The sequence below is a fragment of the Streptomyces sp. NBC_00273 genome (assembly GCF_036178145.1).
Classification (GTDB): domain Bacteria; phylum Actinomycetota; class Actinomycetes; order Streptomycetales; family Streptomycetaceae; genus Streptomyces.
The window spans coordinates 4,382,532-4,406,008 of record NZ_CP108067.1; the positions used below are offsets into that span (position 1 = coordinate 4,382,532).

General features: G+C 72.4%; 18 protein-coding genes. 4 read left to right on the forward strand and 14 right to left on the reverse strand.

The window, feature by feature from the left end; translation table 11 throughout:
• Positions 1 to 78: 78 nt before the first annotated feature.
• Both OG386_RS18750 and OG386_RS18755 read right to left on the reverse strand, forming a co-directional pair.
• Positions 79 to 777, reverse strand: a complete 699-nt coding sequence (locus tag OG386_RS18750) for a LuxR C-terminal-related transcriptional regulator (RefSeq protein WP_443053182.1) — start codon at positions 775 to 777, stop codon at positions 79 to 81.
• On the reverse strand, positions 774 to 2,069 hold the full coding sequence (locus OG386_RS18755; RefSeq protein ID WP_328789119.1) for an ATP-binding protein: 1,296 nt from the start codon (positions 2,067 to 2,069) through the stop codon (positions 774 to 776). Before OG386_RS18755 ends, OG386_RS18750 begins: the two co-directional genes overlap by 4 nt.
• A 131-nt stretch (positions 2,070 to 2,200) precedes the next feature.
• On the opposite strand from OG386_RS18755, the gene OG386_RS18760 reads away from it, so the two are divergent.
• Together OG386_RS18760 and OG386_RS18765 are read left to right on the forward strand one after the other, a co-directional pair.
• Positions 2,201 to 3,532, forward strand: coding sequence for a PspC domain-containing protein (locus OG386_RS18760; RefSeq protein ID WP_328789120.1), 1,332 nt, complete (start codon positions 2,201 to 2,203; stop codon positions 3,530 to 3,532).
• Entirely contained in the window at positions 3,519 to 3,743 is a 225-nt protein-coding gene (locus tag OG386_RS18765; RefSeq protein ID WP_327383698.1) for a hypothetical protein, read from the forward strand. Before OG386_RS18760 ends, OG386_RS18765 begins: the two co-directional genes overlap by 14 nt.
• On the opposite strand, the gene OG386_RS18770 is transcribed toward OG386_RS18765, so the two are convergent.
• The 6 genes from OG386_RS18770 to OG386_RS18795 all read right to left on the reverse strand — a co-directional run bounded on the left by OG386_RS18770 (position 3,689) and on the right by OG386_RS18795 (position 9,771).
• On the reverse strand, positions 3,689 to 4,204 hold the full coding sequence (locus OG386_RS18770; RefSeq protein ID WP_328789121.1) for a TQO small subunit DoxD: 516 nt from the start codon (positions 4,202 to 4,204) through the stop codon (positions 3,689 to 3,691). The genes OG386_RS18765 and OG386_RS18770 overlap by 55 nt on opposite strands.
• An 18-nt stretch (positions 4,205 to 4,222) precedes the next feature.
• Entirely contained in the window at positions 4,223 to 5,479 is a 1,257-nt protein-coding gene (locus OG386_RS18775; protein WP_328789122.1) for a hypothetical protein, read from the reverse strand.
• A gap of 102 nt (positions 5,480 to 5,581) precedes the next feature.
• The gene (locus OG386_RS18780; RefSeq protein WP_328789123.1) at positions 5,582 to 6,343 is read right to left on the reverse strand and encodes a class II aldolase/adducin family protein; all 762 of its coding nucleotides are present in this window, start codon (positions 6,341 to 6,343) and stop codon (positions 5,582 to 5,584) included.
• A gap of 135 nt (positions 6,344 to 6,478) precedes the next feature.
• Positions 6,479 to 8,065, reverse strand: a complete 1,587-nt coding sequence (gene guaA, locus OG386_RS18785) for a glutamine-hydrolyzing GMP synthase (RefSeq protein WP_328789124.1) — start codon at positions 8,063 to 8,065, stop codon at positions 6,479 to 6,481.
• 82 nt (positions 8,066 to 8,147) lie between these two features.
• Positions 8,148 to 8,999: a helix-turn-helix domain-containing protein gene (locus OG386_RS18790; RefSeq protein WP_328789125.1), complete on the reverse strand. Its 852-nt coding sequence runs from the start codon at positions 8,997 to 8,999 to the stop codon at positions 8,148 to 8,150.
• A 13-nt stretch (positions 9,000 to 9,012) separates the two neighbouring features.
• On the reverse strand, positions 9,013 to 9,771 hold the full coding sequence (locus OG386_RS18795; RefSeq protein ID WP_328789126.1) for a DUF6879 family protein: 759 nt from the start codon (positions 9,769 to 9,771) through the stop codon (positions 9,013 to 9,015).
• A 333-nt stretch (positions 9,772 to 10,104) separates the two neighbouring features.
• Here OG386_RS18795 and OG386_RS46945 point away from each other — a divergent pair, with 333 nt between their 5' ends.
• Positions 10,105 to 10,386, forward strand: coding sequence for a DUF7848 domain-containing protein (locus OG386_RS46945; RefSeq protein WP_443053183.1), 282 nt, complete (start codon positions 10,105 to 10,107; stop codon positions 10,384 to 10,386).
• Between the two features lie 180 nt (positions 10,387 to 10,566).
• The gene (locus tag OG386_RS18800; RefSeq protein ID WP_030763088.1) at positions 10,567 to 10,830 is read left to right on the forward strand and encodes a chorismate mutase; all 264 of its coding nucleotides are present in this window, start codon (positions 10,567 to 10,569) and stop codon (positions 10,828 to 10,830) included.
• Positions 10,831 to 11,087: 257 nt separating this feature from the next.
• Here OG386_RS18800 and OG386_RS18805 read toward each other — a convergent pair whose 3' ends face one another.
• The 6 genes from OG386_RS18805 to OG386_RS18830 form a co-directional block, all read right to left on the reverse strand.
• Positions 11,088 to 12,788 (reverse strand): LPXTG cell wall anchor domain-containing protein, encoded by a 1,701-nt coding sequence (locus OG386_RS18805; RefSeq protein ID WP_328789127.1) that lies wholly within the window; start codon positions 12,786 to 12,788, stop codon positions 11,088 to 11,090.
• 189 nt (positions 12,789 to 12,977) lie between these two features.
• Positions 12,978 to 14,786 (reverse strand): GMC family oxidoreductase, encoded by a 1,809-nt coding sequence (locus OG386_RS18810; protein WP_328789128.1) that lies wholly within the window; start codon positions 14,784 to 14,786, stop codon positions 12,978 to 12,980.
• 11 nt (positions 14,787 to 14,797) lie between these two features.
• Positions 14,798 to 16,429: a succinic semialdehyde dehydrogenase gene (locus OG386_RS18815; protein WP_328789129.1), complete on the reverse strand. Its 1,632-nt coding sequence runs from the start codon at positions 16,427 to 16,429 to the stop codon at positions 14,798 to 14,800.
• A 103-nt stretch (positions 16,430 to 16,532) separates the two neighbouring features.
• Positions 16,533 to 18,137, reverse strand: a complete 1,605-nt coding sequence (locus OG386_RS18820) for a serine/threonine-protein kinase (RefSeq protein WP_328789130.1) — start codon at positions 18,135 to 18,137, stop codon at positions 16,533 to 16,535.
• Positions 18,138 to 18,262: 125 nt separating this feature from the next.
• Positions 18,263 to 20,785, reverse strand: coding sequence for a protein kinase (locus OG386_RS18825; protein WP_328789131.1), 2,523 nt, complete (start codon positions 20,783 to 20,785; stop codon positions 18,263 to 18,265).
• Between the two features lie 78 nt (positions 20,786 to 20,863).
• The gene (locus tag OG386_RS18830) at positions 20,864 to 23,341 is read right to left on the reverse strand and encodes a protein kinase domain-containing protein (RefSeq protein WP_443053313.1); all 2,478 of its coding nucleotides are present in this window, start codon (positions 23,339 to 23,341) and stop codon (positions 20,864 to 20,866) included.
• Between the last annotated feature and the right edge of the window lie 136 nt (positions 23,342 to 23,477).

Consider the following 23,477-nt stretch of genomic DNA (forward strand, 5'->3'; position numbering starts at 1 on the left):
GGGCACCGCGCGCGCTCCCGGTTGCCAGGTCGGCCTGCGGCGTGGGTCACACCGCAGGTCAGACGTCTGCGCCGGGACTCAGACCAGGCGGCGGGCCGTCGCCCAGCGGGTCAGCTCGTGCCGGTTGGAGAGCTGGAGCTTGCGCAGGACGGCCGAGACGTGCGACTCGACCGTCTTCACCGAGATGAACAGCTGCTTGGCGATCTCCTTGTACGCGTACCCGCGGGCGATCAGCCGCAGCACCTCGCGCTCGCGCTGCGTGAGCCGGTCCAGGTCCTCGTCGACCGGCGGCGCGTCCGTCGAGGCGAACGCGTCGAGCACGAAGCCCGCCAGCCGCGGCGAGAACACCGCGTCCCCGTCCTGCACGCGGAAGACCGAATCCACCAGGTCGCTGCCGGTGATGGTCTTGGTGACGTACCCGCGCGCACCGCCCCGGATGACCCCGATGACGTCCTCGGCCGCGTCGGACACCGACAGCGCCAGGAACCTGACGGGCCTCTCGGCCGCCACCATCAGCGGAGCACAGCGCCGCAGCACTTCGACGCCACCGCCACCGGGCAGGTGCACGTCGAGCAGGACCACCTCGGGCCGGGTGGCGGTGATGACGGTGACGGCCTGGTCGACGTCGGCCGCCTCGCCGACGACCTCGACGCCCGTCCGGTCGGTCTCGCCGATCTCGGCCTGCACCCCCGTACGGAACATCCTGTGGTCGTCGACGAGCACCACCCGGACGCGCCTGGTCTCCCCCACGCCTGCGTTCTCCCCGGCCTCGGTCATCCTGTGTTCGCCGCCCTCTCCATCTCCAGCTCGACTTCCGTGCCGCCGTCGGGCGCGGACCGCAGCCGTGCGGTCCCGCCGTTGCGCTGCATCCGGCCGATGATCGATTCTCGTACGCCCATGCGGTCGCCGGGTACCGCGTCGATGTCGAAGCCCGGCCCCCGGTCCCGTACGGACACGAACACCGTCTGCCCCTCCACCTCCGCGTACACCTGTACGGGCCCGCCCTCGCCACCGTACTTGGCGGCGTTGACCATCGCCTCGCGCGCGGCCTGGATCTGGGCCGCCAGCCGCTCGTCGAGCGGGCAGTCACCGACCACCACGACCTCGATCGGGACGCCGTGGTGGTCCTCCACCTCGGCGGCGGTCTTCTTCACGGCCTCCGCGAGGGTGGCCGGCTCCTCCGCCTCGTCCTTGCCGGTGCCCTCGGGCTTGTAGAGCCAGTTCCGCAGTTCGCGTTCCTGCGCCCGCGCGAGGCGGCGCACCTCGGAGACGTCCTCCGCGTTGCGCTGGATCAGGGTGAGGGTGTGCAGCACCGAGTCGTGCACGTGGGCGGCGACCTCGGCGCGCTCCTGGGCGCGGATGCGCATCAGGCGCTCCTCGGACAGGTCCTGGGTCATCCGGATCAGCCAGGGTCCGGCGAGCAGGGCCACGCCCACGAGGACGGCGAGGGTGGCGGTGAGGACGTTGCCGAGCTGTGCGGCGGAGCCCCGTACGACGATGAAGACGGTCAGGCCCATCCCGACCAGGACGACACCGGCGAGGGCCCGCGCGACCTGGAAGAGGCGTCCGCGCCGTTCGGCGGCCGTGGACCAGTGGGCGCGGCGGGCGTTGTCGGCCTGCCGCCACACGAGCACGACCCCGGCCCCGACCAGCAGCGTCGGCCACACGTACCGACCGGACGCGCCGCCGAGCTGGACCTTGGAGATGAAGATGCCCGCACCGATGAACAGGGCGATCAGTGCGGTGATCTGCCCCCGGTCGGGCTTGCGCAGCCGGCGGGTGCCGTCGGGGAGGTTCTCGAAGAAGGAGCGGTGTCCGGTCCGGCCGCCGACGCCGAGCGGTACGAACACCCAGAACGCGGCGTACAGCAGCACACCCAGCCCGTCGCCCCACATGAACAGCAGGAGGAACGCCAGGCGGACCCAGCCCACCGGAAGCCCGAGGTGCCCGGCGAGACCGCGCGCGACACCGCCGAGCATCCGGCCGTCGGCGCTGCGGTAGAGCTTGCGCTGCGGCACCTCGTCGGCGTCCGGTGCGTGCGGGGTTCGGGGAGCGGCGGCTACGGGCATGTCACCAAGGGTCACACGCCCGGCGGGGGCCGGTCATCAGGGCATCCCCCCACTCGTACCGGGGGGATATCAGGGTTGCACCAGGGTAGGGCCCGGTGCCGTCCGCTCCTGCGGCCCGTCACCATGGACCCATGACCGAAGTACACGACGCCCCGCCGGCCGAGCCCGGGGCCCCGCGGGCCGCCGACGCCAGGCCGCTCCTGCGCCGCAGCAAGCGCGACAAGGTCCTCGCGGGCGTGTGCGGCGGCCTCGGCCGGTACTTCGACCTGGACCCGGTGGTCTTCCGCATCGTCCTCGGTGTCCTCGCGGTCACCGGCGGCGTCGGTCTGATCTTCTACGGCTTCGCGTGGCTGCTGCTCCCCCTGGAGGGCGAGGAGGACAGCGAGGCGAAGAAGCTGCTGACCGGCCGGGTCGAGGGGGCCACGCTGGCGGCGGTGTTCGCCGCACTGGTGGGCTGCGCGCTGTTCCTGTCGATGCTGGACAACGGCGGGCTGGCGGCCTTCTCCGTCCTGGTCGTCCTGGCGCTGGGCGGGGCCTCGTACTGGTCGCAGCGCAAGCGGCACACCGGCGGGCCCGAGGCGCAGGCGCCCGATCCGGTCGGCAGCACCTACCGGGCCGCGCACTCGCCCGCCCCGCCGGAGACGCAGGCTCCGCCCACCCCCGGCGGCCCGTCCTGGTGGCGGGACCCGCTGGTCAAGGACGGTACGACCGGCCCGGTCGGCGGGACGGGGTACCTGTGGGGGCCCGACGACTCGGCGGACCCGGTGGCGGCGACCGGCCGCACCCCGGCTGCCGCGAAGGCTGCCGCCGCCCCGGCCCGCCCGCGCGGCGGCATCGGCGGCCGGGTCTTCGTGCTGGCGCTGCTCGCCGGGATCGCGGGGACCGCCGCCACCTGGGAGGGCAATCCGCTCGGCGAGGCCCTGCAGACCGGGCTCGCCGCCGCACTGGTCGTCCTCGGTCTGGGCCTCGCGGTCAGCTCCCTGCTGGGACGCACCGGCTTCGGCACGGTCGTGCTGGCCGTGTGCACCGCGGGCCTGCTCGCGGGCGCGGCCGTACTGCCCCGGGAGATCGGCACGGACTGGCAGGAGGTCGAGTGGCGTCCGGCCGCGGTGGCCGACGTGCAGCCCGTGTACGAGGCGGGCACCGGGCTCGCCACGCTGGACCTGAGCCGTCTGGACGTGCCGAAGGGCACCAAGGTGGCCGTCGAAGCGTCCATCGACGCGGGCCGGCTCAAGGTGGTCCTGCCGAGGGAGGTCACCGCGCTGGCCGACGTCACCATCCGGCGGGTGGGCGACATCCAGCTGCCCGGCGACTACGCGGGCCGCATCGAGCGGGCCGGGCCCGGGGAGCAGAACCGTACGGAAACCCTCGCGCCGGCTGCCGGCACCGAGGCCGGCGGGACGATCGAACTGCACCTCGGTGCGGACTTCGGACAGGTGGAGGTGGCCCGTGCGGCGTCATGAGTTCCAGCCGGGACGGCTGATCGCGGGACTGGTCCTGGTGGTGGCGGGCGTACTCTACCTGCTCGACAGCACCGGCGAGGCGGACCTGCCCTGGTTCGCGGTCATCCCGATCACCATGGGCGGGCTCACCCTCGCCGCGCTGGTCGGACTGGTGACCTATGCCGTACGGCGGGACAAGCGCGACCGGATCACCGAGTCCAGCGACAGGTAGGGCGCTCCGGCGAGGATCAGGGGGGTCCACGCCATCATGTAGATCAGGTCGTTGCCGTAGTAGTACGGGGTCACCGCCCACGACACCGTGAGCCACAGGCTGAGCGCGATCAGCGCCCCGCCGACGGCCGCGATGCGGGTCAGCAGGCCGGCCAGGGTCCCGAGGCCGACCAGGATCTCCCCGACGGCCAGGGCGACGGCGAAGCCGACGGGCGAATTCAGCGACAGGTCCACGAGGCCGGGGATCGCGGAGGTGTCGCGCACCCCGCGCATCATGTCTCCGATGGAGCCGTCGCCGGCGGCGGAGAGGAACGCCGGGTCGGTCAGTTTGTCGATCCCCGCGTACACGAAGGTCACGCCGAGGAAGAGCCGCAGGGGCAGCAGCGCGTGCCGGGAGGCCAGCTCGCGCAGGCCCACGACCTCGCGAGGGGCGTCGGTTTCAAGAACATCGGTTCGGTTCACGCGACATGTGTACCCCGATCACTCGGCAACATCGATGGTGCAGCGGTTGGATTCCACCCCTGCGGCCGTGACCACCTGGATCTCGACGCGCCCCGGCTCCACCTCCGCCGGGACCGGCACGGTCAGCACGGCGTCGGAAGGATTGGTGAATCCGCCCGCCACCGGAACCAGCGGCACGTGCACGTGCACCACCCCGACCCGTACCACCAGACGGGCCAGCATCTCCGGCGTCTGCGCCCCGGGCGGCACGAAGCCCACGCCCCGGATCTCGATGTCGTCCCCGGGGCGGACGGCCGCGTCCAGATCCCCGGGCTCGCGTCTGCGCACCACCGACAGCACCAGTGGGCGGCTGCCCTCCGCGTACTTCGCCGCCAAGTACACGGCGGCCGACAGGGCCACCAGCAGGGCCAGTGCCCAGGGCAGCTGTGGCAGGCGGGCCGGGAAGCGCGCCAGCGAGGCCGTCGCGTAGGCGAGCACCACCGTCGAGACGAGCACGTACTGCGCGTCCGGGAAGCTCCCGCGGCCCGCGTCGTCCGTCAGCAGGTCCACCCCGCGCGGCCGGTCGGCCGGCAGCTTCTGCAGCCGCTGGCCCATGATCCTTACGGAGACCACGCGGCGCACCAGCACCGCGACGGCCGAGGTCAGCGAGACCACCGCCAGCAGCGGAAGGGCCCGGTCCAGCGCGAGGCCGGCGTACAGCGCCTGCCGTTCGGGCCCGGGCGCCGAGGCGGCCAGCCGCAGCGCGGGCAGCAGCGTGGCGAAGGCCGTCAGCACCACCCAGGCGGTGGGCACCGCCTTCGAGGTGGACAGCCGGTTGTCCTCGCCGACCAGCGGGGCCAGCAGCCCGCCGCGCACGGACTGGGCGCGGGCCGCGACCGTGAGCAGTCCGGCCAGCACCAGGGCGGCCAGCAGCCCGGCGGTGCGCGCCGTGGACCAGCCGGTGCCGAGCGCGGCGGCGACCTGCACCAGCAGCAGGACCCCGGCGGCGATCCAGATGGCGAGGACGGCCCGCCGCGAGAACAGGTACAGCCAGGAGTTCCCGGCCTCCCGGCCCCGGTCGGCAACGGTGCGGGCCGACAGGGTCAGCTCGTCGGAGACCCACTGGCGGGAGGCGCCGAGCGAGTGGGCCACGGCGGCCGGCACGCCCTGCCCGGAGGCGAATTCGTCGCGCTTCTCCAGGAACGCCGCTACCGCGCGGCGGTGGCCCTCGCGGGCGCACTCGTCGCAGGCGCAGGCGGTGGTGTGGGTACCTCGGGACATCTCTTGGACAGCCACGTACGTGCCGCCTCTCTGAACTACGGTGCAATGCCAGCGAATTGTGCACCACTGCGGCAGTGCTCCGGATTGCGCACGATGTCAGAGCAGGTGATTAACGGTTCATGATGTTGACGCCACCAGCTCCCTGAGCGGCTGGTAGCTCGCCCACGCGGCCAGATCGGACCCGAACCGTTCGCGGGTGGAGGTCGCGGCGCGGTGGTCGATGGGCACCGGCTTGCCCGCGGCCCGGGCGATCAGCTGCACCTGCGCGGCCCGTTCCGCCTCGATGAACCACCAGACCGCGGCGTCCACCGAGTCCCCCACCGTCAGCAGCCCCCGGTTGCGCAGGACCAGTGCCTTGTACGGTCCGAGCGCGAGCGCGGTCCGCTCCGGTTCGTCGGCCCCGGAGTACTCGTCGAGGAGCGCGTGGTCCTCGTAGAAGGCACAGGCCTCCTCGGTGATCGGGGCCAGCAACTCGCCCAGGGCCGCGAGGGCCCGCCCGTACGGGCCCTGCGCGCGGACCACGGCGACCACCTCGGGCCGCCTGCGGTGGACCGCCGCGTGCACGGCGAAGGCCAGCTGGTTGACCCGGCGCCCGCCCCGGACCACCCGCCCGTCCCCGTCGACCAGCAGCAGGTCGTCGGCGGTGAGGGCGGCGAAGGCCCGACCGAAGGGGTTCACCCAGTAGCAGTCCTCGAACTCCGGGTCCCGCGCGGTGATCTGTCCCGCCACCCCGTCCTCGTACCCGAGGCGCCCCAGCAGCCGCAGCGCCTCGGCGAGCCGCTCCTTGCGGTGGGTGCGCGCCGCGTCGACGGTGTCGTGCACGGGCGGCATCTCGAAGCCCAGCCGCTCCACGGGCACGGGTACGGGCTGGTCCGGCATGGGCGCTCCTTCGAACGGCTCGGTTCGCCGCGCAAGGTACCCGGGGCCCTGCCAAGTGGCCAGAGGAACGGCGAAGCCGCCGCCCGCGGGTGCGGGGCGGCGGCTTCACGGCGTTCCGGGTGGGACCGGGTGGGACTACTCCCACTCGATGGTGCCCGGGGGCTTGCTCGTGCAGTCGAGGACCACCCGGTTCACCTCCGGCACCTCGTTGGTGATGCGGGTCGAGATCCGGGCGAGCACCTCGTACGGCATGCGCGTCCAGTCCGCGGTCATCGCGTCCTCGGAGGAGACGGGGCGCAGGACGATCGGGTGGCCGTAGGTGCGGCCGTCGCCCTGGACGCCGACGCTGCGGACGTCCGCGAGCAGCACGACCGGGCACTGCCAGATCTCGCGGTCGAGGCCGGCCGCGGTCAGCTCGTGGCGGGCGATGGCGTCGGCCTCGCGGAGCAGGTCCAGGCGCTCCTTGGTGACCTCGCCGACGATGCGGATGCCGAGGCCGGGGCCCGGGAAGGGCTGGCGCTGGACGATCTCGTCGGGCAGGCCGAGCTCCTGGCCGACCATCCGGACCTCGTCCTTGAACAGCTGGCGCAGCGGCTCGACGAGCTCGAACTCGATGTCGTCGGGGAGCCCGCCCACGTTGTGGTGGGACTTGATGTTGGCGGTGCCGGTGCCGCCGCCGGACTCGACGACGTCCGGGTACAGGGTGCCCTGCACGAGGAAGGCGACCGCGGGGCCGTCCTCCTGGAGGATCTCCAGCTGGGCCTGCTCGAAGACGCGGATGAACTCACGGCCGATGATCTTGCGCTTGGTCTCCGGGTCGGAAACGCCGGCCAGCGCGTTCAGGAAGCGCTCCTGCGCGTCGACGACCTTCAGCTGCACGCCGGTCGCGGCGACGAAGTCCTTCTCGACCTGCTCGGTCTCGCCCTTGCGCATCAGACCGTGGTCGACGTAGACGCAGGTCAGCTGCGAGCCGATGGCCTTCTGCACGAGGGCCGCGGCGACGGCGGAGTCCACGCCGCCGGAGAGGCCGCAGATGGCGCGCTTGTCGCCGACCTGCTCGCGGATCGCCGCGATCTGCTCCTCGACGATGTTGCCGGTGGTCCAGGTGGGGGCGAGGCCCGCGCCGCGGTAGAGGAAGTGCTCCAGGATCTGCTGACCGTGCGTGGAGTGCATCACCTCGGGGTGGTACTGCACGCCGTACAGCTTCTTCTCGTCGTTCTCGAAGGCCGCGACCGGGACGACGTTCGTCGACGCGGTGACGGTGAAGCCCTCGGGGGCGGCGGAGCAGGCGTCGCCGTGGGACATCCACACCGACTGGTTGTCGGGGGTGCCCTCGAAGAGGGTGGAGCCGGCCTTGGAGACGGCCAGCGGGGTGCGGCCGTACTCGCGGGCGCCGGTGTTGTCGACGGTGCCACCGAGGGTGACCGCCATCAGCTGGAAGCCGTAGCACATGCCGAAGACGGGGACGCCGGCCTCGAAGATCGCGCGGTCGAGCTGCGGGGCGCCCTCTTCGTACACGGAGGACGGACCGCCGGAGAGGATGATCGCCTTGGGGTTCTTGGCCAGCATCTCGTCGACGGGCATCGAGCTCGGCACGATCTCGCTGTAGACCCGTGCTTCGCGGACGCGGCGGGCGATGAGCTGGGCGTACTGGGCGCCGAAGTCGACGACGAGAACCGTGTCCGGGGCGCTGTCGTGGGCGGCGGAGGGTGCTTCTGGCACGGGGCGGCCTTCCGGCGGAAGAGGTGGCTGTTTTGTCGATTCTAACGGGGGACGTCACCCCCTCTTCGTCTCACCATCCGAATCACGGCGCTCCCACCGCCCGACGTGCCCGGCTGATCACACACTGTGCGTCCGCCCCGAAGGCGGCGGATTCGCGAAGGGCCTGCCAGACCCGGAGGTGGGTGGCGACGCTGTCGGTGTCATCCAGCCAGAGCTCCGCGTGCCAGGTTTCCACGACCGCCTGCCGGTCGTCGTAGATCCAGAATCCGAGTCCTGGGGGGATCTGCAGGGCCGCTCCAAGGGGAACGATCCCCAGTTCCACGGTGTCGAGGCCGATCACGCCTTGCAGGCGGTCGAGCTGGGCGGCAAGTACCGAGGGCGGACAGATCCGAGCGTGCAGGACCGCTTCCCACAACAGGATCCGGTAGCGCTTTCCGGAGTCGTACAGTCCCTCTTGCCGTTTCATCCGGGAACGTACGGCTTCTTCGATGTCCCTGGGCGTCTGGTGCAGCTCCGCGAAGCGGCTGAGGACCGCACGCGCGTAGTCGGGCGTCTGAAGCACTCCGACGACCCAGGACGATTCCCACGCGCGGAGCACGCGCGCGTCTGCCTGCGCCTGGTTGTGCACGTCCTGTACGGGCCGAAGTCCTCCGGCCAGCTGGCGGCGCCACGAGCGGACACGGGACTCCAGTCCACTCAGCCGGGACAGCAGTTCCGCCGCCGCTTCCGGTTGCTCGACCCCTGCCGCCCACGCCCTCAGGTCTTCGGCCGTGGCTGTCTGCCGCCCCGTCTCCAGCTTGCTGACCTTCGACTGAGTCCAGCCAAGACGCGCCGCCAGCGCCGTACCGGTGAGCCGGCTTCCGGGACAGGCCTCACGCAGCTCCCGCAGCCTTACGCCGAGGGCTGCTCTCGCCTGCTGGTAGTCAGTACTCACTGGTTGCGTGCGCTCACTGCTGCTCGGCTGCCGCCAGTCCTGCTGCGAACGTCTCGTACGAGACGGCGTAATGCCAGGCCGTGTCCCGCACCTGGGCATAGCGGTTGACCTCAACCGGCTCGGTGATCAGCTCAACGTCGAGCAGGTTGTCACCGTCGTCGAAATTGAGCACGGCCACGAGCCGGGAATCGAAGATCCAGAAGTCCTCGGTGGGCAGCCGCAGCCGCTCGGCGTCCGCACGCCACAGGTTGCGGATCTCCTCCCCGAGGGCGGCGTTCTTCTCGGTGTGGGCCATGAGGTAACGCTGCCCGGATGTCGGGGGGCTGTCGACAACGCGTACGCGACCAACGGTGGCCCCGCCTGATGTCTTCTGCCGAATGGTCATGCTCCACGCCGTTTCCATGTCCCATGACGGACTCTCGGCCCGCAGGAATTGGGCGTACGTGTCGGTGGCTTCGTCCGAGGCGTACCGACGGCGCGTCTCCAGCCGCCACGCGGTGTGCTCAAAGTTCTCGAACAGTCTCCCGAAGGCAGCCAGGTCGATGATGCGGGGCACGCGGACGACCTCCTTGGGGCCGAAGTCGACGAGCAGTTCACGCGGAACCACGATCGCCGCCTCACCTGGCGAGAGGTGGCGCAGCTGGGCGACGTCGTCGGGATCGGTGAGCGGCGGTCCGTGGACTACGACCTCTCCGCTGTCGAGATCTTCATGCACGGCGGGACAGCCGCCTTCGCCGCTGCCCGTGCCGTTGAAGCGCAACCTGCGTGCCATCGGTCCTGCCCCTTCGCCGCACCAGCTCCGGCTTCAAAGGATGTCGGCTGCCACGCAGGAATGTCGATGCATGGCCAACCACAGCAGAGGAATAGTCGCGAATAGTCTCGCGCGGCCCTCACCGGCGCTCTCTAGCGTGGCGTTCATGGCATCTCTGACCACCATGAGCCCACCTGTGCATCTGTCACTTCCTTCGGAGGCTCCGAGACCGGCCGCGGGCTGTGACGTGTGCGCGGCACTGGCGAACCAGCGCTCGGAGGCCCACCGGCGGGGTGACCACTCGGCGGTATCGGACTACAACGTGGAGATCGTCGCTCACCGTGGGCGCAGCCGATGCTGAGCCCACGGGTGAAGCTCCGGTACGTCGCCCACACCATTCGGCACGCGCCGGAAGGCGGCGTCACCTACGAGGTCTTCTGCACGGCGTACCGCTGCGGGGCCGAGTCCGGGCCGCAGGACGAGCAAGGAGCAGCGCAGGACTGGGCGCTGCGGCACACGGGGCGGACCGGCCACCACCTCTTCCGGCGCGTGTACACGGACCACGCGCGCGTCACGCACGCCTCTGAGCCGTCTCACCATCCGAATCGGGTTGGCCCCGAGGCGGCCGGAGGGTAATAATCCCCTCCATGCGCAAGCAGCTGAGCTTCGTCTTTACCTATGGCACCGGTCGGTCCGGTCGCCATGGGTCCTCGTGATGCTCGCTTGAGCCACTGACTTCCCAGAGCGCCCCGGTCCGACAGGACCGGGGCGCTCTGGCGTTTCCGCTCCTGTCGGCACACACCTTCAGGAGAGACCATGACCACGATCACCACCACCCCCGAGCAGCTGATCGCCGACTCCCGTACGCGCATCGACGCCCTCGACGACCGGATCATCGGCCTGATCCAGGAGCGGATGGCCGTCTCCACGGTCATCCAGGACGCCCGGATCGCGTCCGGCGGGCGCCGGGTGCACCTGTCGCGCGAGATGGAGGTGCTGTCCCACTGGAGCGATGCGCTCGGAAAGCCCGGCACCGCCCTCGCCATGACCCTGCTGGAGCTGTGCCGGGGCCGCGTGTGACGGCTGTTCGTCACTCGTCCGGACCGTGACCGGCCCCGGGGCCCTTCGTTGGTGAGGATGTCCGCGTCAGCCAGCCGCGGAACCGCAACACCACGCGTGGATCCGCTGGAGCGATGAGACGCACGCCCCGTGGAGCGTGCGTCGTGGGACCTCGCTCCTTCGCGTGACCGGACGGCAGGGGACAGCAGCCCGGTCACCCCGTAAAGGACGGCCGGCCCGGGGGACGCCCCGGGCCGGCCGTTCTGCGTCGTCGCGCGTTACGCGTGCCCGCCCGCCTTGCGGCGGAACGCCAGGAACAGCCCGCCACCGACGGCCAGGAGCACCGCGGCGCCGAGCGCGATCACCTGGGCGGAGCTGCCGGTGGAGGCGAGACCGCCGTTCGCCGTGACACCCGTACCGGTGGCCGAGGCGCTCGGCGCAGCGGTCGCGGTGGGCGTCGCGGAGCCGGTCGGGGCCGGCGTGGCCGAGGTGGTGGCGGTCGGGGTCGGGGCCGGTCCGCTGCCCTTCGCGTTGATCACGAGGGCCGCCTTGTTGTTGGCGTGGTTCGGGTCCCAGCGCTGGCCCGTGGTGCCCTCCGGCGTCCACTCGCCGACCGTGATCGAGCCCTCGGCGCCCGCCACGACCTTCTCGATCTTCAGCTGGAACGGGTAGGCGAACGTCTCCTTCTCCCCCACGACATGGCCGGTGGAGCAGAAGTAGCGCGGCGCGCCCAGGGTCTGGTCGCGTCGGGTGCCGTCGGCGTTGACCCCCGTGCAGCCGGCCGGGACCTTCGTGACCTTCGCGCCCACCGGGATGAAGATGTCGGTACGGGCGACTTCCTTGCCGGAGCGCAGGTGGGCGACCCATGCGGGGCCGTCGTTACGGAAGCCGAAGTCGGCGGTGACCGTCTCGCCGACCCCGCCCTTGAGGGACACGCCCGTGGCCACCAGATCGGCGGTGTTGCGCGTGGCGAAGTCGAACTCCTGGACGTTGTTCCAGGGCTCGAGGTCCGCCGCAGGCCGGGCGGACCGGGCCGAGGCCTTGGGGGCCTGCTTCGCCGCTGCCAGCTTGTTGCCGGCCACCGGCGCGCGGTTCTTCGCCGCCTTCGGCTGGTCGCCGGCCGCGGGCGCACCGTCCTTCGCCGCCTTCGGCTGGTCGCCGGCCGCGTACACCGCGTAGGTCAGGCCGTCGATGAAGGCGTGCGGGGCGGCCTTGAGGGTCAGCGGGCCGTCGACGCCGTAGACCGCGCCCGGCTCGTACTCGCCTTCCAGCAGGCACTGCACCGTGCTCCAGCCCGTGGTCCGCGGCTGGCCCGCACGGGTGTCGTCGGAGTAGGAGCAGTTGTCGTACTGCTCGACCAGGTCGATGCCGTGCGTGGTGCGCATCTCGAGGACCACGCCGTTGACGGGGTCGGTGCCCTCGTTGGCGAAGATGATCGACAGGTTCTGCTTGTCGCCCGGCTTCTGCTCCGCCTTCAGCCGGGCCCGCTCCAGCACCAGGTCGGGGCCGCCGACGCGCACCTTGGTGGTGGCGGACGCGAAGGTGGCGCCTTCCGCCTTACCGGTGAGCGTCAGGTCGGCGGTCGCGCCGACCTTGCTGTCCTTGGCCGCACTGAGGTCCAGGTCAACGACGGTGCTCTCGCCCGTCCACAGCGCCCAGCGCGTGCAGGTCAGGGCCGCGGCCGTGAGCTTGCAGTCCGCTCCCTCCTCCTTGGCGAGCTTCACGTCGGCGACGCCCTTGAGGCCGCTCAGGTCGATCGTGAAGGTGCTCTGGCGGTCGAACGTCTTGGTGGAGTCATTGACGATCCGGAACTTCACCGAGGTCTGCTGCGGCTCACCGCTCTGCCCGGGGTGCGGGCGCAGACCGATCCCGGCCGGTCCGGCCAGGGTGAAGACGGGGTCCGCGGCGAGTGCGGGAGCGGTGGCCGTTCCCAGGGCCACGAGGGCGCCGGCGGCCAGCAACGAGATGCGCTTTCTCATGCAGCCGTTGACCCTCGAACACCAGTCGCAGTTGCACACTTCACCGTGTGATCGACACCACAGCCCGGCACCGCGGATTCCGGTACAACCATCAAGGCTGAACATCTGTCACGTATGTACCACGGTGGGTACCGCGCTCGGAGGGGGAGCGCGGTACCCGCCGTCGTCACGACACCGGTTCTGCACCCCTCACGGGCGGCGGGGCGGAACCTCCGGGACCGCCACGAACGGCAGCCGCAGCGCGCCGAAGGCCTCCTTCGGTACCGCCGGACGGACCGGCTCCACCGCGTCCAGGCGCGCGTACGCGGACCCCTGTTCGGGCCGCGGGTCCCGCTCGCCGTTGTTCGGCCAGTACGACATCGCCCGTTCCGCCTGCGCGGTGATCGTCAGCGACGGGTTCACCCCGAGGTTCGCGGAGACGGCCGAACCGTCCACCACCGAGATGCCCGGGTGCCCGTAGAGCCGGTGGTACGGGTCCACCACGCCCTCTTCCGGCGAGGCGCCGATCGGGCAGCCGCCCAGGAAGTGCGCGGTCAGCGGGGTCCCCATCAGCTCGCCGATGTTGCTGCCCGGGAAGCCGTTGATCTCCTCGGCCAGCAGGGTCGCGGCCTGCGTGGCCTCCGCGATCTGGACCGGGTTCGGGGCACCGTGGCCCTGGCGGGCCGTGAGCAGGCCCTTCCCGATCCCGCCCGGCTTGCGGTACGTGGTCAGCGAGTTGTCCAACGACTGCATGACGAGGCCGATGATGGTCCGCTCCGACCAGCGCCGGTTGGACAGCGAACGCGCCAGCTGCAGCGGGTGCCGCACGGTCCGGCCGAGCCAGGCGCGGACCCGGTGCTTGCTGTGGGGCACCTGGAGGACGGTCATGAACCCCATGGCGTTGGAGCCCCTGCCGTAGCGGACGGGCTCGATGTGGGTGTCGGCGTTGGGGTGCACCGAGGAGGTGATCGCCACGCCCCGGGTGAAGTCGGCCCGGCGGTCGCCCCCGTGCCGCTTGCGGTAGCGGCGGTCGTCGGTCTGCGCGCCGACCAGGCCCTCGGAGTTGGTCCGGGTCAGCTCCCCGAGCCGGTGCGAGAGGTGCGGGAGCTCGCCGCGGTCCTTCATCGTGTGCAGCAGGGTCTGCGTGCCGTAGGTGCCCGCCGCGACGACGACGTACCGGGCGCGCAGCACCTTCGCCCGACCCCGTCGACGGCCGTCGGTGGGGACGGTGCGGACGCGGTAGCCGCCCTCGGGGTGGTCGGAGAGCGCGGTGACGGTGGTCATCGGGTGGATGACGGCGCCGGCGCGCTCGGCGAGGTGCAGGTAGTTCTCGTTCAGGGTGTTCTTCGCGCCGTGCCGGCAGCCGGTCATGCACTCGCCGCATTCCATGCAGGCCTTGCGGGCGGGGCCGGCGCCGCCGAAGTACGGGTCGGGGACCTCGTCCCCGGGCCGGACCTTCGGCTGCGCTGCTCCCGCCTGACCGTCCTTCCCGTCTCCGAAGAAGACGCCGACCGGGGCCATGTGGAAGGAGTCCGCGACGCCCATCTTCTCCGCGGCCGCCTTGAGGTGGACGTCGGAGGGGGTCATGGTCGGGTTGAGGCGCACCCCGAGCATCCGCTTGGCCTGCTCGTAGTAGGGGGCGAGCTCCTCGCGCCAGTCGGTGATGGAGGCCCACTGCCGGTCCTCGAAGAAGGCGGTGGGCGGCACGTACAGCGTGTTGGCGTAGTTGAGCGAGCCGCCGCCGACACCGGCGCCCGCGAGCACCATCACGTTGCCGAGCAGGTGGATCCGCTGGATCCCGTACAGCCCGAGGGCCGGGGCCCACAGGTAGTTGCGCAGGTCCCAACTGTTCTTCGGCAGGCTCTCGCGGGTGAAGCGGCGTCCGGCCTCCAGGACGCCGACCCGGTAGCCCTTCTCGGTCAGGCGCAGCGCGGAGACCGATCCGCCGAAGCCCGATCCGATGACGATGACGTCGTAGTCGTAGGAATCAGATGCAGAATCAGACTCGGACTCAGACACGGTGCTGCCCCTTAGCGGAGTCGGAGGGCCTTCATGACCTTGAGGCTGCGGGTCATGAACGCCGCGTACTTCTCGTCGTCCATGCCCAGTGAGGGCGCCATCGGGAGCAGCCGCTGGTGGGCGACGGTCTGGGCCTCGGTGTACTTGAGGATGCCCTCGGAGCCGTGGCGGCGGCCGAGGCCGGAGTCCTTCATGCCGCCCATGGGTGCCTGGGCGCTGCCGTAGGCGGGGGCGTAGCCCTCGTTGATGTTGACGGTGCCGGTGCGCAGGCGGGCGGCGACGGCGTGGCCGCGGCGGGAGTCCTTGGTCCAGACGCTGGAGTTCAGGCCGTACGCGGTGGCGTTGGCCTCGGCGATCGCCTGGTCCTCGTCGGTGAAGCGGTAGATCGAGACGACGGGGCCGAAGGTCTCCTCGCCGCACACCGCCATCGGGGCCTCGACGCCGTCGAGGATGGTGGGCTCGTAGAAGAGCGGACCGATGTCGGGGCGGGCGGTGCCGCCGGCGACGAGGGTGGCGCCCTTGGCCACGGCTTCGTCCACGTGCCGCTGTACGGTCTCCAGCTGGCGCTCGCCGACGAGGGAGCCCATGTCGGCGCCGTACGCGAGGGAGGCGCCGAGCCGCATGGCCTTCGTACGGGCGGCGAACCGCTCGACGAAGGCGTCGGCGATCGAGGCGTGGACGTAGAGGCGCTCGATGGAGATGCAGAGCTGGCCGGCGGAGGAGAAGCAGGCGCGGACGGCGCCCGCGGCGGCCTTCTCGACGTCGGCGTCGTGCAGCACGAGCATGGCGTTCTTGCCGCCGAGTTCGAGGGAGACCCCGACGAGGCGGTCGGCCGCGCCCCGGGCGACCTCGCGGCCGGTGCGGGTGGAGCCGGTGAAGGAGACGTAGTCCGCGTGCCGGACCACCTCGGGGCCGACGACGGGGCCCTCGCCGAGGACGATCTGGAAGACCTCGGCGGGCAGGCCGGCCTCGATCAGCAGGTCGCGGGCCCACAGGGCGGTCAGCGCGGTCTCGGTGTCGGGCTTCATGACGAGTGCGTTGCCGGAGACGAAGGCGGGCAGGGCGTCGCCGACCGACAGTTCGAGCGGGTAGTTCCAGGGGGCGATCTGGCCGACGACCCCGCGCGGCTGGCGCAGCTCGGTGACCTTGGTGAGGGTGGGCATGGCGCCGGTGTGGCCCTTGGGGCGCAGGTACCCGGGGGCCTTGCGCCCGTAGTGGCGGGCCGAGACGGCGACCGCCTGGACCTCCTCGTGCGCGTGCAGGCGGGCCTTGCCGGTCTCCAGCTGGATCAGGTCGAGGACCTCGGCCTGCCGGTCGAGGACCAGGTCGTGGAAGCGCAGCAGGACCGCCGCCCGCTTGGCGACCGGGACCGCCGCCCAGGCGGGCTGGGCTGCACGGGCCCGCTCGAAGGCCTCGGCCACGTCCTCGGGGGTGGCCTCCGGAAGTTCTGCCAGCCGGTCCCCGGTGAAGGGGGTGTGGTTGGCGGTGCGGCCGGACCCGATGACCCCGCGGGTCAGCCGGGCGACCAGGTCGGGGGTCACCACGTCGGCGGCGGTGCGGGCACCGGCCGGGGCCGGGGCGACCGGGTTGGTGGGCTCCGGTGCGGTCCGGAGGGGGGCGGCGGGGGCCTGCGAGTCCGTCATGCCGGTGAGCGTATTGCGCCGGACAGCCTTTGGGTACCCGCCGGTAACCGGATTTTGCCTTTTCCGCCAGCGATCGCTGGCAGGGTGCCGGAATCGGGGCCGATCAGGACTTCCCGGCGGGCGGCTCCCAGCCGCTGAGCACGATGTCGAACTGCTGGCGGGTCGTGTTCCAGTCGGCGGTGGGGCCCGACATGTAGATCGCGTACTCGGTGTCGTCCGGGGCGATGTACATCTGCTCGATGGCCCGGCGCGGTCCGGCGTGCGGGCCCTTCTCGGTCCAGCTGAAGTCCCAGAGCGCGGCCCGGGTGCTGTCCCGGAAGGTGTTCTGGTTCAGCCGCTCCTTCTTGTAGTTCAGCCGCTTCTGCACCTGGTTCTCCAGGTCGAGCAGGTGCGCGTACGGATTCGGGTAGTCCGGGCTGGGGTCGGCGGCGATCCGGATGAAGTGCTTCCCGTTGTCCGGGGTGTAGTCGATCTGGTCGCCGTCCATCTGGCGCGTCCAGCCCTCCGGGACGAAGAGGCTGAAGCCCGTCGGATCGGTCACCTTGGTCCAGCCCGCCGGGGGGCCGGCCGAGGTGACCACCTTGTCCGGGCCGTCGTCGTCGCCCGTGTCCCCGGTGTACTTGAGCACCCCGAACACGCCGCCGCCACCGAGCAGCGCCGCCACCAGGGCCACGACCACGGCCCGCCCCCGCCAGCCCCGGGCCGGGTCGGCGGTGGTGGTGGCGGTGGCCGCGGGTGCGGGCGCCGGAGGCTCCTCCAGCGCGGTCGTCGCCCCGGGTTCCGCCGGCACAACCGGCACCTCGAACCGTTCCTGCGCCGGGGCCAGTTCGTCCGGGGTCACCGCGCGCGTGGGCACGTACGCCTGCGCGGCCTTCGACTCGCGGCCCTCCATCGCCTCCAGTAGCATCCGCTCGGCCTCCTCGGCCGAGGGTCGCTCCGTCGGATCCTTGCGCAGCAGGGCCGTGATGATCGGACCCAGCGCCCCGGCCTGGCGCAGCGCCGGCGGCTCGTCGTTGACCACGGCCTGCAGGCTGGAGATGGGCGACGTACGGCGGAACGGCGAACGGGCCTCCACCGCCGTGTAGAGGGTCGCACCCAGCGACCACAGGTCGGAGGACGGGTCGGGGATGCCACCGGTGACGCGCTCGGGCGCCAGGTAGTCGATGGAGCCGACGATCTCGCCGGTGCGCGTGATGGACGAGTCGCCCTCGATCGCGGCGATCCCGAAGTCCGTGAGCAGCACCCGGCCGTCCTTGGCGAGCAGCACGTTGCCCGGCTTCACGTCACGGTGCAGCACCCCGACCGCGTGCGCGGCGCGCAGGGCGCCCAGCACGTGCAGGCCGATCCTGGCCGCCTCGCGGGGCTCGATCCGCCCGGCCGCCTTGGCCGCGTCCGCGAGGGAAGGGCCGTCGATGTACTCCATGACGATCCACGGCCGGTCGTCGTGCTCCAGGACGTCGTGGACGGTGACGACCGCCGGATGCTGGATCCGGGCCGCGGCCCGGGCCTCCTTCTGCGTCCGGGCGTGCATGACGTCCCGGTCGGCCTGGGCGACGTACAGACCCGCCGTCAGTTCCTTGACGGCGACGGTCCTGTGGAGCAGCTCGTCATGCGCACGCCACACCTTGCCCATGCCGCCCCGGCCGATCGGCTCGACGAGCCGGTACCGGCCCGCCAACACGGCGCCCCCACCTGTCTGCTGTTCCACGAAATCCCGCCGCTCTCTGCACTTCAGGCCAGATTACGGAGCCCGGAGGGGCTGCCGGAACCGCCCGGGCGCCGAAAGACGGCACTGTGACGCAATCGCCGTACTGATCAGTCGTCAGTATCCGTTCAACCGCCCGCCTTGTAACTCGCCGTGGCCTTCTCGAAGACCTCGGTGACCTTGGACTGCTCGTCCTCCGGACCGGTGACAAGGACGACGTGGTAGTTGCCGCCGAGCGCCACGACGAAGTTGCGGGCGAAGACGTTGCGGCCGGTCCCGTCGATCCACGTGTACCGGCCCGTCGCGCGCAGTTGCTGGCCCACCTTGGTGGTCTTCACGTCGCCGACGGTCGACCAGGTCGACGTCCGGTACGGGGTCAGCTCCGGCTCCTTGTCCTTCTGGTACGCCGCCGGATCGGGATTCCCCTGGACCTTGTCGCGGCCGGGAACGACGGTCAGCACGAACTGCCCGTCGGTGTACCGGACCTGACCGGACTCATTGATTCCGCGCCGCTCCCAGCCGTCGGGCACGGCGATCTCGAAGTGCTCCGGGTCCTGCTGGGTGGTGTAGCCGGCCGGGGCGGGAGCCGGGGCGGCCGGTGATTCGGCGGGCGCCGTCGTCTGCGGAGCGGGCTTGGACTCGGGCGCGGCCGAAGGGACCTGGGAGGGGCTCGGCTTCGCCGGCGCCGCGGTGCTGCCCCGGGCATCGCCCGCGGGCTCCTGGTCGGCGGCCCGGGGCAGGAACAGCATCGCGTACGCCACCGCGCCGGCGAGGAGGGCCAGGATCCCGACGAGCAGGCTCCGGCCGAGGGCGCGCGGCTTGCGGGGGCCCGCGGGGTTGCGGTGGCGCCCGTGGACCTCGCCGCGGCGGCGTACGACGGGCAGCCGCGCCGGGTCCGGCTCCGGCATCGGAAGCGCCCCGAACCCTGCGTCCGGCTCGGGCGCGGACCGGACGAGCGACCGCAGCCAGCCGCGGAGCTCCTCGAAGTCGGGCCGCTCGGTGGGGTCCTGGCGCAGCAGCGACTCCACGATCGGGCGCAGCGCCCCGCACTCCTCCGCGAAGGCGGGCGGCTCCGCACAGACCATCTCGACCAGCTCGGTGACGCTGTCCTCCGGGTACGGGGCGTGCCCCTGCACCGCTCGGTAGAGCAGCGCGCCGAGCGCCCAGAGGTCGGTGGCGGGCCCGACGGGGGCCGCGAGCTGCCAGTGCCCGTGCACGGGGCCGGCCTGCTCGGGGGCCCACCGCTCGGTGACGGCCCCGACGACGGCCATCCGGGTCTGCCGCGCGCGCTCGGCGTCCAGGCCGGTCCGCGGCCCGGACCAGCCGTTGCCGGTGGGCTGTGGCCGGTCGGGGGCGGCGGGGGCCGGGGCCTCGGCCTGCCGGTAGCCCTGGGGCAGGGCGAACGGGGCGGGCAGGGCGGAGCGCTCGGGGTGTGCCGGCGGTGCCTGCTCCGGACCGGGATCCGGCCGGGGTACGGGACCGGGCAGGGGCTCGGGCGCAGGATCGGGTACGGGCTCCGGTTCCGGCTCCCGCTGCGGCTCCGGCTCCGGCTCCGGGGCGGCCGCGGGCAGTTCCGGCCGGCGGGGGGTCGCGCCGTGCCAGGGCGCGACGGAGCCGGTCTCCGGGCCGCCGTACGGGTACGAGTACCCCTGCGGGAGGGTCGACCCCTCGGGGCGGCGCTCCGGCGGCGCACCGGCCTCGATCTCGGCCGCCGCCCCCGCCCTGCGCTCCTCGATGACCCGGGCGGCGGCCGCCCGCGCCCCGGCCCGGTAGGCGGCGATGGCCCCGGCCCGCGCGGCGGCCTGCAGGTCGGGGCGGTCCTGCGGACGGCCGGGGGTGATGTGATCGGTGTACCGCGGCCCGGTGTCGTACCCGGGGGCCACGAGCGGCGCGTACGCGACCTCAACCGGGCCGGAGGCGGCCGGAGTCGGATCCGGATCCGGAGCTGGGGCAGGGGGCGGAGCCGGGACAACAGGGGCGGGGACGGGGGCGGGGACGGGAGGCGGAACCGGGGTGTTGGCGGTGGCGGCAACGGTGGCGGTACCCCACCCCGCTCCTCCGCCGCCGGTGTCTTCGGCGCTCGGGACGGGGTCGTACCCGCACAGGGCCTCCTCCGCCGCGCCGGCCGCGAGGCCCGTCAGCACGACGCGCCCGTCCTCGCACACCAACACCGTCCGGACGGTGATGTTCCGGTGGGTCCAGCCGTGTGCGTGCAGCACCCGCAGCGCGGTCAGTACGTCCGCCGCCACCTCGGCGGCCCGGTAGGGGCTCAGCGGTTCATCGGCTATCAGCGAGGCCAGCGGCCGGGCCGGGACCAGTTCGCTCACTATCCACAGCGACTCGCCCTCGGCGAACACGTCGAAGACCTGGTCCAGCCGCGGATGGTCCGGGATCGAAGCCGCGGCCTGCGCCGCCTCGATGGCACGGCGCACGGCCGGCAGATCGGCGGGCGAGCGGCCCGCCGCCGGGACGGCCCGCGGCCCGTCCAGCAGCTCCGCGTCCACGACCTCCGGCAACGGCACCTGCCGTACGAGGACTTCCTGCCCGCTGCGCGTGTCGAAGGCGCGGGTCTCTATCAGTTCGTACTCGTCGGACGGCGGCACGGGCAGGCGGTAGCGGCCGGCCAGGATCCGGCCCGCGTACTCCTCCACTTCGCCTCCCCCGAGTGCGGCGGGCTCCCCATGGCCCCTCCGACACGATACGTCGCCGGGGCCGCCCGCGTCCCGAGGTCAGCCGAGCGGCTGGAACGTCTCGAAGGCGACGTTGCGCATCTGCGTGCACTCGGGGCCGTCCCACTGGTCGGCTGCGCAGCTGATCATGATGGCGTAGCCGTGCGTCGCGTCCAGCTTGAAGCCGCGGTTGAGCACACGGACCTTCATGCCCTTCTGCTCCCGCTCGAACTCCCAGTCGGCGACGGTCGGATAGCCCCGGTAGTCCACCACGTCGATGCGGATCTGCCGATACCCCTTGCTGCCGCTGCGGACGCCGGCGACCGAATTGGTCCATGCGAGGCGCGCGTCGTCGCTCGGCTTGCCGGTGTAGTCGACCTGGATCCGCGGGAATCCGCCGCTTTCACGGGCGTAGATGCCGCCGGAGTTGTCGCCGGCTATGCCGATCTGCTTGAAGCCTTCGGGCATCGCGATCGAGAAGTGGAACCCGAACTCCTGGATCATGGCGTATCCCGCCGGGAGCGCGCCTCCCGCGCCTCCGGACGTGGCGCCCTGGCCCTGGCCCTGGCCTTGGCCCGCGACCGAGCTCTGCTGCCCCTGGCCCGGCTGACCGCCGGTGGCGGCACCCGTACCGGCGCTTCCGTTGCCGGCCGTCTCCCCCGTGTTCCCCGAGGGCTTCGGGGAGGTCTCCTCGGTCCCGCCGCTGCCGCCGCTGCCGCTGCCGTTGCCCGGGTCCTTCGGGGCCGAGGCCGCCGGAGTGGGCTTGCCCTTGCCGCCCTTGCTCTCGTCCTTGGTGTCCTTGTCGTCGCCGCTGAAGGCGTAGGCGATGAGCGAGCCGACGACCGCCAGCACCACGACCACGGCCACGGCCGCGAGCACGATGGTGCGGCGCTGCATCACGTCGGTGAGCGGAGCCTTGACGGGGGACGCCTTGGACTTCGGCGGCTCCGCTGCGGAGACGGCCGTGGTGGCGGCCGCGGTCGTCGCCGCCTTGCGGGCGGCCTTCAGCGCGGCGCGGGCGCGTTCGCGCTGCTCGCGGTCGCGCCGCTCGCGTTCCTTCTTCGCCGCCCGCTCGGCCGCCTTCTCCGCCTTGTCCGCGGCGGCCTTCTCCACGGCGTCCTTGGCGTCGGCCAGCGATATCTGCCGGGTCTCTTCGGCCGCCGGAGTCGCTACGGGGGCCGGCTTGGGCTCGGGCGCGGCGAGGACGGCGTTCAGCATCGCCCGGGTGCGGGCCTCATCGAGCCGGTGTATCGGGTCCTTGGCGAGCAGGCCGTAGATGACCTCGGCCAGCGGACCGGCGTTCTTCGGCGGGTCCACCGGCTCGGTCATCACCGCCGTGAGGGTGGCGAGTGCGGATCCCTTGTCGTACGGGGGCACTCCCTCGACGGAGGCGTAGAGCAGACCGCCGAGCGACCACATGTCGGCGGGCGGGCCGGGCTTGTGGCCACGGGCGCGCTCGGGGGAGATGTAGGAGGGGGCGCCGACGAGCATGCCGGTGGAGGTGACGGAGGGGTCGCCCTCGACCTGCGCGATGCCGAAGTCGGTGAGGACGACGCGGCCGTTGCCGGCGATGAGCACGTTCGACGGCTTCACGTCGCGGTGCAGGATGCCCTGGCCGTGCGCGGCGCGCAGCACGTCGAGCACCGCCAGGCCGACCTCGGCTGCGCGGTGCGGGGTGAGGGGGCCGTTCTCCCGTATGAACTCGGCGAGCGAGAGGCCCTCGATGAGCTCCATGACGATCCACGGCCGGCCGTCCTCGTCGACGACGTCGTAGACGGTGACGGCGCCGCCGCTGCGGATCCGGGCAATGGCCTTGGCCTCGCGGAGGGTACGGGTGATGAGGCGTCGCTTCTCGTCCTCGTCGACCCCGGTGCTGAAGCGGAGCTCCTTGACGGCGACGGTGCGGCCCAAGGTCTCATCCTGAGCCCGCCAGACGGTACCCATCCCGCCCTTGCCGAGCACGGACCCCAGCCGGTAGCGCCCGGCCAGCAACCGTCCCTCGTCCTGCCCGCCCGCGGCAGCCTTGGCCGCGGCGGCCTTGACGGCGGCGGCCATGGCGTCGGCCTTCTCGACGACGGGATTCCCTGCGGGCTTCGCAGCCGGCTTGGCACCGACGGGCTCCGCCGTGGCCGACCCGGCAGCCTTGCTCAACCCGGGCTTCGCCTCAGACGACCCCGCGGCCTTGCCCAGCCCGGGCTTCGCCTCAGACGACCCCGCGGCCTTGCCCAGCACGGGCTTCGCCTCAGACGACCCCGCGGCCTTGCCCAGCACGGGCTTCGCCTCAGACGACCCCGCGGCCTTGCCCAGCACGGGCTTCGCCTCAGACGACCCCGCGGCCTTGCCCAGCACGGGCTTCGCCTCAGACGACCCCGCGGCCTTGCCCAGCACGGGCTTCGCCTCAGACGACCCCGCGGCCTCGCCCAGCACGGGCTTCGCCCCAGACGCAGCATCAGCCCGCTCGGCCCCGGCGGCCTTCGCCGCACCCGACCCGGCAGCGTCAGCATCCGCCGGCTCCGCCGCAGACACGGCATCAGCCACCGGCCCGGCGTCCGCAGACTTCTCACCGGCCGGCTTCGCCGCGGACGCCCCCGTGGCCTTGCTCAGCACGGGCTTCGCCCCAGACGCAGCATCAGCCCGCTCGGCCCCGGCGGCCTCCGCCGCACCCGACCCGGCA